Consider the following 16,855-nt stretch of genomic DNA (forward strand, 5'->3'; position numbering starts at 1 on the left):
CTGTCTGAAGATCGGGGGACCACCCTCGAAGGCTAAGTACTCCTTACTGACCGATAGCGAACCAGTACCGTGAGGGAAAGGTGAAAAGCACCCCGACGAGGGGAGTGAAACAGTACCTGAAACCGAACGCCTACAAGCAGTCGGAGGGACCTCGAGTCCTGACGGCGTACCTTTTGTATAATGGGTCATCGACTTGGTCTCACGAGCAAGCTTAAGCCGGTAGGTGTAGGCGCAGCGAAAGCGAGTCTTAAATGGGCGAATGAGTTCGTGGGATCAGACCCGAAACCGAGTGATCTAGGCATGGCCAGGTTGAAGGTAAGGTAACACTTACTGGAGGACCGAACCCACATCCGTTGAAAAGGATCGGGATGAGCTGTGCCTAGGGGTGAAAGGCCAATCAAACTCGGAGATAGCTGGTTCTCCGCGAAATCTATTTAGGTAGAGCGTCAGACGAATACCTACGGGGGTAGAGCACTGGATGGGTAATGGGGCCCCACAGGCTTACTGATCCTAACCAAACTCCGAATACCGTAGAGTACTATCTGGCAGACACACGGCGGGTGCTAACGTCCGTCGTGGAGAGGGAAACAACCCTGACCTACAGCTAAGGCCCCCAATTCATGGCTAAGTGGGAAAGCATGTGAGACGACCAAAACAACCAGGAGGTTGGCTTAGAAGCAGCCATCCTTTAAAGATAGCGTAACAGCTCACTGGTCTAAATAAGTTGTCTTGCGGCGAAGATGTAACGGGGCTCAAGCCATGAGCCGAAGCTTAGGACTGCGTATGCAGTGGTAGCGGAGCGTAGTGTGATATAACTCCATTCCTCCTTAGCGGGTTCGCCCGTATTGGAGGAGAGGGGTTTACTGTGAAGCCGGCGCGTGAGCGATCCGGTGGAGTGATCACTAGCGAGAATGATGACATGAGTAGCGACAAACAGGGTGAGAGACCCTGTCGCCGAAAGTCCAAGGGTTCCTGCTTAAAGCTAATCTGAGCAGGGTAAGCCGACCCCTAAGGCGAGGCCGAAAGGCGTAGTCGATGGGAACCAGGTTAATATTCCTGGGCCAGGAGGATGTGACGGATCTCGAAGGTAGTTCATCCTTATCGGATTGAATGGGCTGCTCAGAGGTTCCTGGAAATAGCCCTCCATTAGATCGTACCCTAAACCGACACAGGTGGACTGGTAGAGAATACCAAGGCGCTTGAGAGAACGATGTTGAAGGAACTCGGCAAAATACCTCCGTAAGTTCGCGAGAAGGAGGCCCAGTTTCTAGGCAACTAGTGGCTGGGGGCACAAACCAGGGGGTGGCGACTGTTTACTAAAAACATAGGGCTCTGCGAAGTCGCAAGACGACGTATAGGGTCTGACGCCTGCCCGGTGCCGGAAGGTTAAAAGGAGGGGTGCAAGCTCCGAATTGAAGCCCCGGTAAACGGCGGCCGTAACTATAACGGTCCTAAGGTAGCGAAATTCCTTGTCGGGTAAGTTCCGACCTGCACGAATGGCGTAACGACTTCCCCGCTGTCTCCAACATCGACTCAGCGAAATTGAATTGCCTGTCAAGATGCAGGCTTCCCGCGGTTAGACGGAAAGACCCCGTGCACCTTTACTACAACTTCAGACTGGCATCAGGCCAAGCATGTGCAGGATAGGTGGTAGGCTTTGAAGCAGGAACGCTAGTTTCTGTGGAGCCTCCCTTGAGATACCACCCTTGCTTCGCTTGATGTCTAACCGCGGTCCGTTATCCGGATCCGGGACCCTCTGTGGTGGGTAGTTTGACTGGGGCGGTCGCCTCCCAAAGAGTAACGGAGGCGCGCGAAGGTTGGCTCAGAGCGGTCGGAAATCGCTCGTTGAGTGCAATGGCAGAAGCCAGCCTGACTGCAAGACTGACAAGTCGAGCAGAGTCGAAAGACGGCCATAGTGATCCGGTGGTCCCGAGTGGAAGGGCCATCGCTCAACGGATAAAAGGTACGCCGGGGATAACAGGCTGATGGTGCCCAAGAGTCCATATCGACGGCACCGTTTGGCACCTCGATGTCGGCTCATCTCATCCTGGGGCTGGAGCAGGTCCCAAGGGTACGGCTGTTCGCCGTTTAAAGAGGTACGTGAGCTGGGTTTAGAACGTCGTGAGACAGTTCGGTCCCTATCTGCCGTGGGTGTAGGATACTTGAGAGGAGTTGCCCCTAGTACGAGAGGACCGGGGTGAACGATCCACTGGTGGACCTGTTGTTGCGCCAGCAGCAGTGCAGGGTAGCTATGATCGGAAAGGATAACCGCTGAAGGCATCTAAGCGGGAAGCCCCCCTCAAAACAAGGTATCCCTGAGGACCGTAGTAGACCACTACGTCGATAGGCCGGAGATGTAAGCGCTGTGAGGCGTTCAGTTGACCGGTACTAATTGTCCGATAGGCTTGATTTGATCCAGTAGAAGACAGGATCGAAAGCATACACCGCAGTATAGTTGACTTGGAAACGTGATTGCCTTGGCAATTGCGGAACATGTGCTCCCTCGGTTTGGTGGTCATAGCGCGAGCAAAACACCCGATCCCATTCCGAACTCGGCCGTTAAGTGCCGTAGCGCCGATGGTACTGCGTCTTAAGACGTGGGAGAGTAGGTCGCCGCCAAACCTAGCGAGCACATGTGTGTATCTCTCGACGATGTTGAATAACGACGAAGCGCCCCACGGGGCGCTTTTGTTGTTTCTGGGCTCCCGAAATAACCGTTTGGACGTCTTACTCTTTGATCCAGAGCGTTGCGTTGAGCGAAAGGGAGCGTCTCTGCCGCGTTCTCAGCAGAATGCGTGGACGGGCAAGTCGCGGATTGCTTCGGTGAGACATGTCCAAAGTGCAGTGTCCCCGAGCATATCCCTGGTTCGGGTTGGATCCGCTCGATAGAATGGAAGCTGGCTCTTGCTGCTATCCGACAAATACATCGTACGGAGTCATATACCGACAGAGTGCTGCGCCCTTCGCTACATCGTCAGGAAGAAGAAAACCGGCAGCGGTGCGACCGCGATAAGTATCGTCAGCAAGAATTGCGGGAGGCCGTAAAGGCCTGAGGCGCCGGCCGCGAAGGCGAGACCGCCGCCGCCACCGATCAGCGAATTTCCGGGGGTGTTGATCAGAATGGCAAGCGTCACATATCTGTTTTCAAAAGCTTTTTTAAGTGCGCCCTCAGGCACAAGCTCGAGCAGAATGGCGTCTCGTTCGGCCGCCGGTGTCTCGTGTATCCGCCGGACGAGGGCGGCTGTCCGTTTGAGCCCAAGCCAGGCGAGACCGCCGCAAAGCGTTTCATGCGGGACCAGCCGCGCGATCAGGAATGACAAGGTCAGCGCTCCGACCATCCCGAGATACACCACAGGAGCCGCCACGGCGCCGAACAAGAACAACAAGGCAAAGCCGATCTCGGCCCCCGGTACAAAGGGAATGGCAGCCAGAACCACGTAGAGAACCAGCGCCGATACGACCATCTTGTTGAACATGGGCGTGTCCATGGGCCGAAGTTCCGGCAAAAGCGCCGTCCTCAACGCATCTCCTACGAGCCAGCCGATGCCAAGGAGGACGATCCAGAACAGAAGAACCCGCCACCGAGACCGTAGACGATTGAGCGTCGCTCCCATGCGGGCTCCTGAGTAACGCCAGACCGGGGCGCTGGCTGGATTTCGCTTTTCGAATTAACCCCGCGTAAAGGCTGAAGCAGACAGGCGGCAATTGCAATTCCACGTTTCCGAAGGTTTTTCATGCCTCGGTGAATGGATGGCGTGCTTGCGATTGGAATTGACGCCGCTCTGGCGATGGGGAACCGTCGCCCAAATCAGAAGGAGCACGGAATGCCAAGGGTTATCGTCTGGGGCGAAAACGTCCACGAGCAAAAGAGCAAGGTCGTCCGAGACATCTACCCCGACGGTATGCACGAGACGATCGCCGCGGCACTACGGCAGGATTCGGCGATCACGGCTGACACGGCCACACTTCAGAAACCAGAGCACGGACTGACGGCGGAGCGTCTGGCCAATTGCGACGTGCTGATCTGGTGGGGTCACGCCGCCCATGGCGATGTCGAGGATGCCGTGGTCGAACGGGTGGCGGAAGCCGTCTGGTCGGGTATGGGCCTGATCGCGCTGCACTCGGCGCATTTTTCGAAAATTTTCAAGCGCTTGATGGGGTCGCCCTGTGCGCTGACCTGGCGCGAAGCAGGCGAGCGGGAGCGTATCTGGGTGACCAATCCGCTCCATCCGATTGCTGCCGGTCTGCCGCAATCCTTCGAGCTGGAGCACGAAGAAATGTATGGTGAACCATTTTCGATCCCGGAGCCGCTTGAGACGGTGATGATCGGATGGTTTCAGGGCGGCGAGGTTTTTCGATCCGGTGTGACCTTCCGGCGTGGCGCGGGAAACATCTTCTATTTCCAGCCGGGGCACGAGACCTATCCCACCTACCATGACCCGGTGATCGGCCACGTCCTTCGCAATGCCGTTCACTGGGCAGCGAGCGATCAGCCTCGTCTTGCGGCGCCGACCGACGCTCCGAACCGCCCCGTCGCCGAGGCACCCGAAAAGATCGAGCAGCGCGGACCGCGTCTGCATCAGGATGGCGAAGAGGGGCTTCGGTGATGCGCCTCTTGATTCTCGGGACCGGCAACATGGCCGGCACTCACGCGCAGGCGTTTTCCGCCATTGACGGGGTAGACGTGGTCGCCTGTGCCGATATCGACGAGGGGCGGGCGCGGGCCTTTGCGGATCGTTTCGACATTCCAGAGGCTTACGGTTCTCTGGACGCGGCGCTGGCGAAGGGCGGTTGTACCGCGATGGCCAACACGACACCGGATGCTGCGCATTTCGCGACGACCATGAAGGCGATCGACGCCGGCCTTCATATCTTCTGCGAGAAGCCCCTTGCCACGAATGCAGAGGACGCGCGCCGCATGGTGCGCGCGGCGGATGCGGCAGGGCGGATCACGGGGGTGAACCTGACCTATCGGAATGTCGCAGCGCTGCAAGAGGCGCGCCGGATCGTGGCGGCGGGCCGCATCGGCGCGGCCCGGCATTTCGAGGCGGCCTATCTGCAAAGCTGGCTGACCCAGCCCGCCTGGGGCGACTGGGCGACCGAGGACGTCTGGCTCTGGCGGTTGTCGAGTGCCCATGGCTCGCTCGGTGCGCTTGGCGATATCGGCATTCACATTTTCGACTTCGCGACCTATGCGGCGGGCTCGAACATTCTCGACATGCATTCGAACCTGACCACATTTCCGAAAGCTCCAGGCGACCGGATTGGCGAGTATGTCCTTGATGCAAATGACAGTTTCACCATGACCGCGCGACTGGAGAACGGTGCCGCGGGCGTTATCCATGCGACGCGATTCGCGCCTGGGCACCTGAACGACCTGTCGCTCAGGCTGTTCGGAACCAAAGGCGGGATCGAGCTGACCAATAGCGGTCCGCTCGGGACGCTCCGGATTTGCGAGGGCGACGATCTTTCTACAGCGACATGGCGGGACGTGCCTCTTGAGCCGGTGGAAACCAACTACCAACGCTTCGCGGATGCAGTCCGCAAGGGGACGCCGATGAAGCCCGATTTCGCGACGGCGGCACGACTTCAGGAAGTCATTGACCGCGCCGCCGCAGCGGGCGGTTGAGACAGAGCCTTATTCGCAGAAATCGTGCCAAAAAAGCAGGCGGCCCCCCTTGCAGGTCCCCGGCAGGAGGGATAGATGACCCCCATTGGCGCGGGGTGGAGCAGCCCGGTAGCTCGTCAGGCTCATAACCTGAAGGTCGTAGGTTCAAATCCTACCCCCGCAACCAACGATACTTGCGATGCCTCCGCCGGTCCTGCCGCGGAGGTTTTTGCTTTTTTGCCTCCCGTTTGCCGGGATCGTCTGCTGCGCCCTCCCGCAACCAACGATTTCTGCGAAAGCAGGTTGTCCAAAGCCTCGGCCTCCGAAAGGAAGTCGGGGTTTTGCTTTCCGGCTGCATAGCGCAGGATCGCCCCCAGGTCGCCGCGCAGGACGATGGATAGTTCGCCGTTCTCGGGCACGAGGGTGATTTCATCGACCAGTGACCGAAGCACGTCGACGGCGGCGCCTCGATCTTCCTCGGATTGCAGGTTCTCGCAGAGCTTCGCGATCCGATCCTGATACATCCGTGCCATGTTCGGGTGCAGCAATGGCGGCGGCTCGTCGGCATTGTCCAGAAGCTCGGTCAACTCCGCCTTCCTCGCCTCCAGCTTCTCGGCCTTGTCTTTGAGTTTCGCCGGCGGGAAGCCTTGAAGAATGGCGTCGACCATCTTGTCAAGCTCTCGGTCAACCTTCTCGAGTTCGCTCCTCCAGCCGGCCAGGTCGGCTCCGCGCTCGATCCGGAGCCGATTTACCTCGCGCGTGAACTCGGAACAGAATTCATTGAAGAGTTCCGGCGACATGAGATGCTTCCGAAGACCATTCAAGATCGACGCCTCCAAGGCATCCCGACGGATGTTCAGACGGTTATTGCATGTGCCCTTGTTCCGCGACGCTGCGCAGCCAAGCAGGTCTTTCGAGATCAGGGAATACCCACCACCACAGCAACCGCACTTTATGAGGCTGGCGAAAAGGTGCTTCGGCCGCCGTCTATCGTTCATCGGATTGCTGCCTGTCGGCGACGTCTCAAACGAAAGGCTCTTTTGCCTTTTCTTCACTTCGTCCCAGAGATCTTGGTCCACAATCCGAAGGTCCGGGACCTCCTGGACAACCCACTCACTTTCCGGGTTCGGGCGGGAGACGCGCTTGCCGGTGTCAGGATCCTTCATGTATCGCAGACGGTTCCAGACCAGCCGCCCGATGTAGAGTTCGTTGTTGAGAATGCCCGTCCCTCGTTTCGGGTTGCCGTGGATCGTCGACGGCCCCCACTCCTTGCCCTGCGGTCCCGAAATGCCCTCCCGGTTCAAGGTCATTGCGATCGTCCGCGATGATTGTCCGGACAAGTAATCCCTGAAGATGCGCCGAACGACGTTTGCTTCGGCTGGGTTGATCTCCCGTTCGCCCCGATCGTCCGGATCGGCCGTGCGAACCACGTCATACCCATAACAGAGCCCACCACCGGAGCGTCCCTTTTCGACCCGCCCGCGAAGACCGCGCCGGGTCTTGTCAGCCAGATCCTTTAGGAAGAGTGCGCCCATCGTTCCCTTGAGACCAATGTGCAATTCGCTGACCTCACCTTCGGACAGCGTCACGATGCTCACTCCTGCAAAGCGCATCCGCTTGTAGAGCCCGGCGATGTCCTCCTGGTCCCGGGAGAGACGATCCAGCGACTCCGCGAGGATCACGTCGAACCGCCCCTTCAGCGCATCCGAGATCAGTTCCTGAACGCCGGGCCGAAGCAAGGACGCTCCGGAAATCGCGCGATCCGTGTAGCTGTCGATAATCGTCCAGCCTTCCCGCTCCGCGCGTGCACGGCAGATGCGCAGCTGGTCCTCGATCGACGCATCACGTTGGTTGTCAGATGAATACCGAGCTCAAAGCGCTGCCTTCATGCGATGGCCCCCTTAATCGTGGAGGCGAGCCCGTGCATGTCGCCTGTTCTCCGCCTCAATGAAATCTCTCGCAGCCTGCCGCGCCAACAAGCGAACAAGGGTGACCAGCCGCGGGTCATCACCAGCAGGAGTGAGGCGCGCGATTTTGTTCTCAGTCGCTCCGCCACCCCGAGATGAGTCCTGGGCGTCCCTTGAGGCGTCAGCCCCCGGCCTGCTTTTCTGGTCCCATTCCATAGTCGCCAGCCTGCCAGAGGGTGGCGCGCGTACGAAGGAAAAAGCCTATGCATCATAACGGGTTGGAGGTGGGGCGCGCGCATACTCGCGTAGTCTGGCGCATTGATGGCTGCTACAGCGTCGCACAAATCGGCGGCCCGGAAACCGGAGATACTGCGCTGTTCTATGCGAATTCTCACCATTCAGGGGCCCTAAGCTGTGGTAGGGCGCGAAGACCGTTGCCTGAACGAAGTCTGCCATAGGCCGCCCGAATCGCGCAACGCAGGTGTCACTAAGGCGCAGTAAGCAGCCACTGGCCAAGCGAGAGAGCAAGAGACTGGGAGGGGTGCCGTGACGGGTTGAGGGCTGGAGGAGAGGCCTCCGGCGCCCGTCGCGGAGGTTTTCCAATGAACACCGAAATTATCGATGCCGGGCGTGATATCAGCGGCGGCTACAAGGTGGATGTGTCGCGCGGCGAGAACGTGGACCGCGTGTCGTCGGAGTGGTTCGTGCGGCCGGATGACGAGCGATATCTGTCGCTCGACGACCTTTTCGCCTCGGTCAAGGGCCGGGCGGAGCGGAGCCGGACGCGCACGGTGGAGAGCGCGGCGATCCTGGTCGAGGCGCATTGCGACGACCCGGAAAAGCTGGGCCTTGTCCTGCCGGGCGCGGATGAACCCATCGCGCCGACGCATTGGTCCTTCGGCCAGCTCGCCAGCATCGTCGGCGCGCCGGCGGCCTATCTGCGGCAACTGCCCGCGCCGCTCGCCGGGATCAACCTGCAATACGGACTGACCAACCACCGGGCCGAGCAGATCAAGACGCTGGAAGTCGCCGACGGCCGCACGGAGCTGCGCGCCGTGACCGGCCCCGACTACGGGCGAATCTACGACCACGAACTTGTCTCCGCCGTGCAGCGCATCGCGGGCAACGGCACCGGCGACACGCGTTGGAAGGTGCCGGGGGTGCTCGACTGGTCGACCGGCATCTACAACCCGCGCGTGGACGTGACGAAGGAGACGACGACGCTGTACGCCTCTGACCGCGACGTGTTCCTGTTTCTCGTCGACGACCTCAATCCGATCGAGGCGGGGCTGATGCCCGACGGCTCGCCCGACCTCTATTTCCGGGGGTTCTATTGCTGGAATTCGGAGGTGGGCGCCAAGACGCTCGGCATCGCCAGCTTCTACCTGCGCGCGGTCTGCCAGAACCGCAACCTCTGGGGTGTCGAGGACTTCCAGGAGATCACCATCCGGCACTCGAAATATGCCGCCTCCCGCTTCGCTCACGAGGCCGCCCCGGCGCTCAGCCGCTTCGCCGAGTCTTCGCCCGCGCCCTTCATCGACGGCATCCGCGCTGCACAGGAGAAGATCGTCGCGCGGTCGGACGAGGACCGTCAGGATTTCCTTCGCAAGCGCGGGTTCTCGAAGGCGGAGACGGGGCGGATCGTCGAAACGGTCTTGGCCGAGGAAGGCCGGCCGCCCGAGAGCGTCTTCGACTTCGTGCAGGGGATCACGGCGATCGCCCGGTCGAAGCCGCAGCAGGATGCGCGGTTGGTGATGGAAGGGAAGGCGAAGGGGCTGTTGGAAAGGGTGACTTAGGCGGTATCTTCGGGTGGCGGGCCAAGACAAGGTCCGCCACCCGAAAACGGGGAGGAACAGCCAAATCGTTACCTTTGCACACACAGACGGCTTCGCCGTGTTTCTTCGGTACTTGCCTTGAGTGTGCAATCCACGGATACGATTTTCAAATCTCGATATTTGTTCTTGGAGCTCGCCAATGCCAATGAACCGCTGGCTGAAAAAATACACGAAATTGGAGCACTTGGAGCCGACGTTAAGGGCACTGCAACTGCATCTGGGAGACCCGAAGGAATGGGATGACAAGAATGATAGCGAGTGTATCCGCATATATTCTGAGAGGTTTCCCGAGCATGAAATCCGAGGAACTTGTCTTACGGAAGCAGCAGATAGGTTTCATTTCTGGCATGTTTTTGGTGAACGTGAGAAAGGCGTATGCCTTTGGTACGAAAGAGACAGCCTTATCGATGACATAAAACAGGACGGTTCACTTCTTGCTGACAAAGTTCGATATTGGCTGCCCGCTGAACTGAGTCAGTTAGAGCTTCGTTTGATCCCATTTGCCAAAAGAAAACAGTACCGCGATGAATGCGAATTTCGTGTTCTTAGAATGCATACAAATCCGGGAATGAGCGCCGATAAGTTTTCTTTTTCCGCTAACAGCCTCAAACGGATCTATCTAAATCCATGGTTATCGCCGAAGGAAGTGAAGCGAGAGAAAGATAGGATTTCAGGGCTGCTGAAAGATCACCTGAAGCATGTTCGCGTGATGCAAAACCGGTCCCTGAAGCAAAAAGCGTGGATTGATGCTGTGTCCGCCAGGGTTGGAACTAACCGTTAGACTTGTAGTTTGTGCTGCACCGCTGTGCCGCCGCTTCCAGCGAATTTTTTTTGCCCGTCGCACTCGTTAGAGTTAGAGGGGTGCCGGGTTTTCCGTGACGGGTTTGGAGGTCGGGAGAGAGGCTCCCGGCTGGCCTGTCGCGGAGATATCCCGATGACCAAGCAACAGAAGATCACCCTCAGCGCCTCGCGCGACATCCCCTTCAACAAGCTGATGCTCAGCCAGTCGAACGTGCGTCACGTCAAGGCCGGCGTGTCGATCGAGGAGCTGGCCGAGGACATCGCGCGGCGGACGCTGCTCAGCTCCATCACCGTGCGGCCCGTGCTGGACGACAGCGGCGCCGAGACCGGCATGTACACGATCCCGGCGGGCGGGCGGCGGTTCCGGGCGCTCGAGCTGCTTGTGAAGCAGAAGCGCATGAACAAGACCGCGCTGGTGCCCTGCATCGTGCGCACAGACGGGCTCGCAGAGGAGGATAGCCTCGCCGAGAACGTCCAGCGCGCGCCGCTGCATCCGCTCGACCAGTTCCGCGCCTTCCAGGCGATGCGCGAGAAGGGTCGCACCGAGGAGGAGATCGCGGCCGCCTTCTTCGTCTCGGCCAGCGTGGTCAATCAGCGGCTGAAGCTCGCCGCCGTCGCGCCGTCGCTGCTCGACGCCTATGCCGAGGAGGAGATGACGCTCGACCAGCTCATGGCCTTCACGGTCAATCCCGATCACACGCGGCAGGAACAGGTCTGGGAGGCGCTGCAGCGGCACTATTCACGGCAGCCCTACGAGATCCGCCGCATGCTGACCGAGGGTGCGGTGCGGGCCTCGGACAAGCGGGCTCAGTTCGTCGGGCTCGACGATTACGTCGAGGCCGGGGGCGAAATCCTGCGCGACCTGTTTCAGCAGGACGATGGCGGCTGGCTGCAGGATGCCGCCCTGCTCGACGTGATGGTGCGCGAGAAACTGGACGAAGAGGCTGAAGCGGTGCGCAGCGAGGGCTGGAAATGGGTCGAGGTCGATACCGAGTTCCCCTATGGCCACACCTTCGGGATGCGCCGGGTCCAAGGCGAGGCGGTGCCGATGACCGACGAGGAGTCTGCCAGCTACCAGACGCTGAAGGCCGAATACGACGCGCTTGAGGCCGAGCATGCGGAGGCCGACGAGTTGCCCGACGACGTCGATGCCCGGCTGGGCGAGATCGAGGAGGCGATGGAGGCGCTCGAGGCACGCCCGATCCGGTACGAGGCCGACGACCTTGCGCTGGCGGGAGCCTTCGTCAGCATCGACAGCTCCGGGCGGCTGCGGGTCGAACGGGGCTATGTGCGGCCCGAGGATGAGCCGGTCGAGGAGGTGGAGGACACTGGCGAGGTCGTACCGGAAGAGTCGACGGTCGAGGACTCCGACAACACCGTTGCGTCGGCCTCGGACGAGGAGGAAGAAGACGAGGGCCTCAAACCGCTCTCCGACCGCCTCGTCATGGAACTGACGGCCCATCGCACCCTGGCGCTGCGCAATGCGCTGGCCCAGGACCCGCAGGTCGCCTTCCTCGCGGCCCTGCACACGATGGTCCTGCGGCTCTTCTACCGCTACGCCGTCGACAGCTGTGTCGAGATCGAACCGCGCAACGCGGGGTTCGGATCGCAGGTGCCGGGCCTCGGTGATACGGTCTACGCGCAGGCCATCGACCAACGTCACGAAACCTGGGCACGCAACCTGCCGAAGGCATCCGAGGACCTCTGGGAGGCGCTGACCGAATTCGACAGCTGCAGCCGCGAGACGCTCTTCGCCCATTGCGTGGCAATGAGCGTGAATGCCGTCCACGATCCCTACCAGCGCCGACCGCGCGCCATAGCGCATGCGGATGTGCTGGCCGGGACCGTCGGGCTCGACATGGCCAAGGCGGGCTGGACGGCCACCGGTGACAGCTACCTTGGTCGCGTGACCAAGGCGCGCATCCTCGAGGCTGTGCGCGAGGCGAAAGGTGAGGACGCCGCCGACCGGATCGCCGGGCTGAAGAAGGCCGAAATGGTGACGGCAGCAGAGGACCTGCTCGTCGGCACCGGCTGGCTGCCCGAACCGTTGCGCACGCCGCCGCTGCCGGAAGACGACGCACCGGAGATCAAACTGATAGACGAGGCGGACCGCGCCAATGACGCTTCGGAAGACGATCCCGACAGCGGCGAAGCGCAATCGGCGGAAGACGGCGGCGAACCGGCTATCGGAGACTCCGACCCGATGGAGGACGATGATCCGGTCGCCGGTGACGCCTTCGCCAAGACAGCCGCCGAGTGACCTTCGAGCAGCACTGGACCTTCCCCCAAGGTCCAAAGTCAGGGGCCCGTCAGTCATGGCGGGCCCCTGATTGCGTCCAACCCTCTTGGAGACCGCCATGACGAGCCCCGCCACCGAGCTTTCGCGCCAGCTTTCCCAGAACGCCGAAACGGTGTGCCGGCACTATCTGTCGAACGGCCGGAAGCAGGGTCATTACTGGCTGGTGGGAGACGTTCATAACACACCGGGCCGATCCATGTTCGTTCGGCTGTCCGGGCCACTGTCCGGCAACCGTGCCGCTGGAAAATGGACCGACGCAGCCACGGGACAGCATGGCGACCTACTCGATGTCATCCGTGAAAGCTGCGGCTTGGTCGACTTCAAGGACGTTGCCGATGAGGCCCGACGCTTCTTGAGCCTGCCCTTACCTGATCCAACCCGACAGCATTCTCCACATTCACAGCCACCAGCTGCCACCGGATCTCAGGAGGCGGCACGACGCCTGTTTGCAATGGGTGTACCGATCCGCGGCACTCCGGTAGAAACCTATCTGCGCAGGCGTGGCATCGGAGCGTTTGACCAAATGCCAAGCCTGCGGTTCCATCCCGCCTGCTTCTGTCGGCCCGAAGGCAGCGGGCCGATCGCGCGGCTTCCGGCCATGCTGGCCGCCATCACCGATCTCGAAGGCCGCCATACCGGGACCCATCGCACCTGGCTGCGGCCGGACGGGAGCGCCAAGGCCGATATCGACACACCGCGGCGCGCGATGGGCGCTTTGCTCGGGAACGGGGTGCGGTTCGGCGCGCCCGCAGACGTGCTCATCGCGGGCGAGGGGATCGAGACGGTTCTTTCCGTGCGCTCGGCCCTGCCTGAGTTGCCCGCCGTCGCGGCACTGTCATCGGGACACCTGGCCGCCATCCGGTTTCCCGCTGGCCTGCGGCGGCTCTACGTGTTGCGCGACCGTGATCCCGCAGGCGCGGCGGCAAGGGATCGACTGGAGGCGCGCGCAGCCGAGGCCGGGATCGAGGCGCAGACCCTCACGCCGCGACTGGGCGACTTCAACGACGATCTCCGGCGCTATGGGCTGGCGGCCTTGCAAGCGCGGTTTCGGCTTCATCTCCACGTCGAGGATGCCGCTCGTTCCGTGCCGGTGTGACAGGGCGGCAATCGGGCTGGCGCTGTACGGCTCACAGCATCGTTTTCGCAGGGGCATCCCGCGCGCGGTTCGCATCCACGGGAAAGGCCGGCGCGCACGGCCTTCTCAGAGGGCAGGAGGCCCACAATCGGGACGGCCCGGCAATGGCCGCGCTCCGGCTATTTTCCGCCGCGCCCCGTTGGGGCGCTTTGCATCGCGAGGCAAAATAGCCGGGCTTGGCCATCAAGGCCCTCGCGAAAGGCTCGGGCTGCCCGGCCGCCCCGCCCCTGGGCGCGTTCCTGCCATGAAGGCCGCGTGTGGCGCGCGGCTCCCCCGAGGAAGGAACCCGCAGATGACCCTCGATCCCGAAACCGATGCCCACGAGCCGCATCACAGCACGTCCTCGACCGCCCATGTCCTGACCGAACTCCAGCTCTACGGCTGGCGCCCCTACGAAGATGAACCCGACCCGCGTCCCTTGCCCGAGGGCAGCCAGATCGCCGGTGCCGTCGCCGATATCCTCGACGCCCTCGTCGCGACGCTGGGTGAAACGCGCCTAGAGCCCGATCTCGACGAACTGCTCTGGGGCACGGTCAACCTCTTCCACCGGGCGCTGACGCGGGCCGAGCGGCAGCTCGACGACAACGAACAGGCGCAACGCCGCCTCCAGCGGGAACAGGATGGCTCGGAAGTGAAATCCCTCGAACTCGAACGCCTGGTGGCGGAGGGGCAGCGCATGGTCGAACGACGCACCGCGCTGGAACTCTTTCGCGACCTCGCCGCCGAGGGCTTCGAGCATCACCTCGGGAAACTCTGGCATCCCCGGACCGGCTCGCGCGTCAGCCATCGGAATCTGACCGCCGCGATGATCGACAGCCGGGATTTCCTTGCCGCCCGGCGGCGGGCCGAGGCGCAGTTACTTCTGCCCGAAGGCCCCAAGGTGGCCGTGACCGGCGGGGCGGAGTTCAATGATCACAGCATGATCTGGGCGAGGCTTGACCAGGTCCACGCCAAGCACCCGGACATGGTGCTGCTCCATGGTGGCTCACCCAAGGGGGCGGAACTGATCGCCTCCCGCTGGGCCGATCACCGCAAGGTGCCGCAGGTCGCCTTCCGACCCGACTGGACCAAGCACGGCCGCTCGGCTCCGTTCAAGCGCAACGACGCGATGCTGGATGTGCTACCGATCGGAGTCCTCGTTTTTCCCGGCACCGGGATCCAGGAGAACCTCGCAGACAAGGCACGCAAGCTGGGCATTCCGGTCCTCAAGCATGATGGCGGCACGTGAGCGCCGCCTTTTGCTCAATCGGTACATCGTGCCATCACCACGTCAGATCGGACATCCACGTGCATCGCAGCAAACTTCTGGCTCGAGCCCGATTTGCGAGATTCTGCACTTCGCTCGAACGGCGTACAAGCGGTGGAACCGGACACTTCAAACTTCGAACGAGCGCGCAACTTTCGCTTGCCTTTAAGAAACCCAACATCATATGATGTGGAAAATCTTAAAGGGGCTGAGCATTGCCGACATTCAACACCGTGATCGTCTCCACGCAGGTGGACGTTGAAACCCGCCTTGAGGACTTTGGCGTCACACGCCAACAGATCATGGCCATCGGACACACCGCCCGCGCCTATGCGGACGACGCCAGCCCCTCCATGCCGCTCAACGCGGCTGGCATGCTGTCTTACATTCACGGCGTTGGCGAACTCCGCCAACAGCTCGTCGGGTCCGACTACATTCCTGACCGCGCCTGTGGCGTCGAGTCGGTTATGCGTCGGGACCGTAGTGTGCGCATCGCATTCCAGAACGTTGACAAAAGCTGTGCTGACATGCCGCCGTTGCCCCGGACTGAGAAGGGCAGCGGTGCCGCTTCCCTGTCTTCCCCGTCGCTCTTTGAACATGCTGGCGTTGAAGCTGGTCCCCTGACCGGGGTGCATGACGGCGTTCGGACCTACTACGTGATGGTGGGCCTTGACGGCAGCGTTGAGCTTTCCTGCCCCGTCATTGAAAAGGGCAAGTACGTCGACTGGATCGAGCGCATCTACATCTATTCGTCTGACGGCGATTGGGAGGCAGAGCTGGAAACCGATACCAGCCCCATCGAAGACTTCGACATCAACGTTTCTTTCAAAGACTCCTGATGTTCAACGCAGACCGTCTCAAGACAGCCCGCGAAAGGCGGATGCTGACAGCGAAGGGACTCGCAGAGCGCATAGGCGTCTCTGCGGTCACGCTTTCGAAGTATGAAAACGGGCACGCGCCCGATGAAGCGACTGTAAAGCGCCTTGCCTTGGCGCTTTCCTATCCCCTTGATTTCTTCTACCGGGACGCGCCAGAGCGCCTTGATACCGATGCTGTCAGTTTCCGCAGTTTGGCCCGGATGAAGGCCAAAGAGCGCCGTGCGGCGGAAGCGGCAGGATCATTGGGAATCGAGCTCTATGAGTGGATCGACTCCCGATTTAATCTGCCTGACGCTGACCTTATCGACCTGAGCAAGGAACGCCGCCGCCCGCATGTCGCAGCGCGCCTTCTGCGCCAGCATTGGGGTATAGGTGACAGACCGATTGGCAACGTTCTCAAGTTGATCGAGTCCAAGGGCATTCGCGTCCTATCTCTCTCGGAGGCGACCAGACATGTTGACGCTTTCTCGTTCTGGCGAGGGGATCACCCCTATGTTTTCTTGAACCAATTGAAGACGGCAGAACGGTCTATCTTCGACACGGCGCACGAGCTTGGGCACCTTGTCATGCATAGTCACGCAGGGTCGAAAGCCGACAAAGAAGCGGAGACGCAGGCCGACAGGTTCGCGTCGGCGTTCCTCATGCCCGAGAATGACTTGATGGGCTATGCGCACTTGTTCACACCGGGACAAATCATTTCGGCCAAAAAGCGCTGGAAGGTGTCTGCAATGGCCTTGGCGTATCGGCTCAACTCTCTCGGCTACATCAGCGAATGGAACTACCGTTCCTTGCTGATTGAGCTTGGAAAGCGCGGATATCGCAGCGGCGAACCGGACGGAATCGAACGTGAGGTTTCGACCGTGCTTGCCAAGGTCTTGGCCGCTCTTTGGTCCAAAGGCATGACCAAGGACGACATCGCCAAAGACCTTGGGATTCCCCTGGAAGAAATCGAAGCCCTGATTTTCCGGTTGTCGCCGGATCAAGGCACGGTCAGCGAACCGCGCAAACCGGAGCTTCGGCTGGTCAAATAGACCTGATGCGCTGGCGCGGTTGAGTTTTTGGCGATTGTCCGTTTCGGCGTTCAATTTCCGCTCTGGGCTGGCCCGCGGTCATGGTCTCACACCTAGCGAAAGACCACTTCGTCCC

11 protein-coding genes, 1 tRNA gene and 2 rRNA genes (1 of these 14 cut by a window edge) are annotated in these 16,855 nt (G+C 60.9%); 12 read left to right on the top strand and 2 right to left on the bottom strand.

Annotation, left to right across the window (positions count from 1 at the left end):
• Positions 1–2,413: ribosomal RNA gene (locus GQ651_RS13665) — 23S ribosomal RNA — on the top strand; it begins 414 nt to the left of the window's first position.
• Positions 2,414–2,507: 94 nt separating this feature from the next.
• Positions 2,508–2,622 (top strand): 5S ribosomal RNA (rrf, locus tag GQ651_RS13670).
• A 344-nt stretch (positions 2,623–2,966) separates the two neighbouring features.
• Here rrf and GQ651_RS13675 read toward each other — a convergent pair.
• Entirely contained in the window at positions 2,967–3,614 is a 648-nt protein-coding gene (locus GQ651_RS13675; RefSeq protein ID WP_160764793.1) for a hypothetical protein, read from the bottom strand.
• Positions 3,615–3,824: 210 nt separating this feature from the next.
• On the opposite strand from GQ651_RS13675, the gene GQ651_RS13680 reads away from it, so the two are divergent.
• From GQ651_RS13680 to GQ651_RS13690, 3 genes are all read left to right on the top strand, one after another.
• Positions 3,825–4,607, top strand: coding sequence for a ThuA domain-containing protein (locus GQ651_RS13680; RefSeq protein ID WP_160764794.1), 783 nt, complete (start codon positions 3,825–3,827; stop codon positions 4,605–4,607).
• On the top strand, positions 4,607–5,629 hold the full coding sequence (locus GQ651_RS13685) for a Gfo/Idh/MocA family protein (RefSeq protein WP_160764795.1): 1,023 nt from the start codon (positions 4,607–4,609) through the stop codon (positions 5,627–5,629). The genes GQ651_RS13680 and GQ651_RS13685 overlap by 1 nt, the downstream gene beginning before the upstream one ends.
• A gap of 89 nt (positions 5,630–5,718) precedes the next feature.
• A tRNA-Met gene (locus GQ651_RS13690) sits at positions 5,719–5,795 on the top strand.
• On the opposite strand, the gene GQ651_RS19105 is transcribed toward GQ651_RS13690, so the two are convergent.
• Positions 5,752–7,443, bottom strand: coding sequence for a recombinase family protein (locus GQ651_RS19105; RefSeq protein ID WP_406565472.1), 1,692 nt, complete (start codon positions 7,441–7,443; stop codon positions 5,752–5,754). The two genes, GQ651_RS13690 and GQ651_RS19105, sit on opposite strands and share 44 nt — an antisense overlap.
• A gap of 674 nt (positions 7,444–8,117) precedes the next feature.
• Between GQ651_RS19105 and GQ651_RS13700 the strand changes: the two genes are divergently transcribed.
• The 7 genes from GQ651_RS13700 (at position 8,118) to GQ651_RS13730 (ending at position 16,740) form a co-directional block, all read left to right on the top strand.
• Positions 8,118–9,311: a DUF932 domain-containing protein gene (locus tag GQ651_RS13700; RefSeq protein WP_160764796.1), complete on the top strand. Its 1,194-nt coding sequence runs from the start codon at positions 8,118–8,120 to the stop codon at positions 9,309–9,311.
• Positions 9,312–9,489: 178 nt separating this feature from the next.
• Positions 9,490–10,131: a hypothetical protein gene (locus tag GQ651_RS13705; RefSeq protein ID WP_160764797.1), complete on the top strand. Its 642-nt coding sequence runs from the start codon at positions 9,490–9,492 to the stop codon at positions 10,129–10,131.
• A 153-nt stretch (positions 10,132–10,284) separates the two neighbouring features.
• Complete coding sequence (locus GQ651_RS13710) at positions 10,285–12,411, top strand: ParB/RepB/Spo0J family partition protein (RefSeq protein ID WP_160764798.1); 2,127 nt, start codon at positions 10,285–10,287, stop codon at positions 12,409–12,411.
• Between the two features lie 97 nt (positions 12,412–12,508).
• The gene (locus GQ651_RS13715; RefSeq protein ID WP_160764799.1) at positions 12,509–13,546 is read left to right on the top strand and encodes a DUF7146 domain-containing protein; all 1,038 of its coding nucleotides are present in this window, start codon (positions 12,509–12,511) and stop codon (positions 13,544–13,546) included.
• A gap of 331 nt (positions 13,547–13,877) precedes the next feature.
• Entirely contained in the window at positions 13,878–14,813 is a 936-nt protein-coding gene (locus GQ651_RS13720) for a DUF2493 domain-containing protein (protein WP_227258175.1), read from the top strand.
• 233 nt (positions 14,814–15,046) lie between these two features.
• Positions 15,047–15,670, top strand: coding sequence for a hypothetical protein (locus GQ651_RS13725; protein WP_160764801.1), 624 nt, complete (start codon positions 15,047–15,049; stop codon positions 15,668–15,670).
• Positions 15,670–16,740, top strand: a complete 1,071-nt coding sequence (locus GQ651_RS13730) for an ImmA/IrrE family metallo-endopeptidase (protein WP_160764802.1) — start codon at positions 15,670–15,672, stop codon at positions 16,738–16,740. The genes GQ651_RS13725 and GQ651_RS13730 overlap by 1 nt, the downstream gene beginning before the upstream one ends.
• Positions 16,741–16,855: the final 115 nt, after the last annotated feature.

It is taken from the genome of Kangsaoukella pontilimi, from assembly GCF_009830125.1.
Lineage (GTDB): Bacteria > Pseudomonadota > Alphaproteobacteria > Rhodobacterales > Rhodobacteraceae > Kangsaoukella > Kangsaoukella pontilimi.

Coding starts and splice junctions, on each gene's coding strand:
- GQ651_RS13720 (WP_227258175.1), top strand. CDS start 13,878: ATGACCCTCGATCCCGAAACCGATGCCCACGAGCCGCATCACAGCACG.
- GQ651_RS13710 (WP_160764798.1), top strand. CDS start 10,285: ATGACCAAGCAACAGAAGATCACCCTCAGCGCCTCGCGCGACATCCCC.
- GQ651_RS13705 (WP_160764797.1), top strand. CDS start 9,490: ATGCCAATGAACCGCTGGCTGAAAAAATACACGAAATTGGAGCACTTG.
- GQ651_RS13700 (WP_160764796.1), top strand. CDS start 8,118: ATGAACACCGAAATTATCGATGCCGGGCGTGATATCAGCGGCGGCTAC.
- GQ651_RS13730 (WP_160764802.1), top strand. CDS start 15,670: ATGTTCAACGCAGACCGTCTCAAGACAGCCCGCGAAAGGCGGATGCTG.
- GQ651_RS13685 (WP_160764795.1), top strand. CDS start 4,607: ATGCGCCTCTTGATTCTCGGGACCGGCAACATGGCCGGCACTCACGCG.
- GQ651_RS13675 (WP_160764793.1), bottom strand. CDS start 3,614: ATGGGAGCGACGCTCAATCGTCTACGGTCTCGGTGGCGGGTTCTTCTG.
- GQ651_RS13715 (WP_160764799.1), top strand. CDS start 12,509: ATGACGAGCCCCGCCACCGAGCTTTCGCGCCAGCTTTCCCAGAACGCC.
- GQ651_RS13680 (WP_160764794.1), top strand. CDS start 3,825: ATGCCAAGGGTTATCGTCTGGGGCGAAAACGTCCACGAGCAAAAGAGC.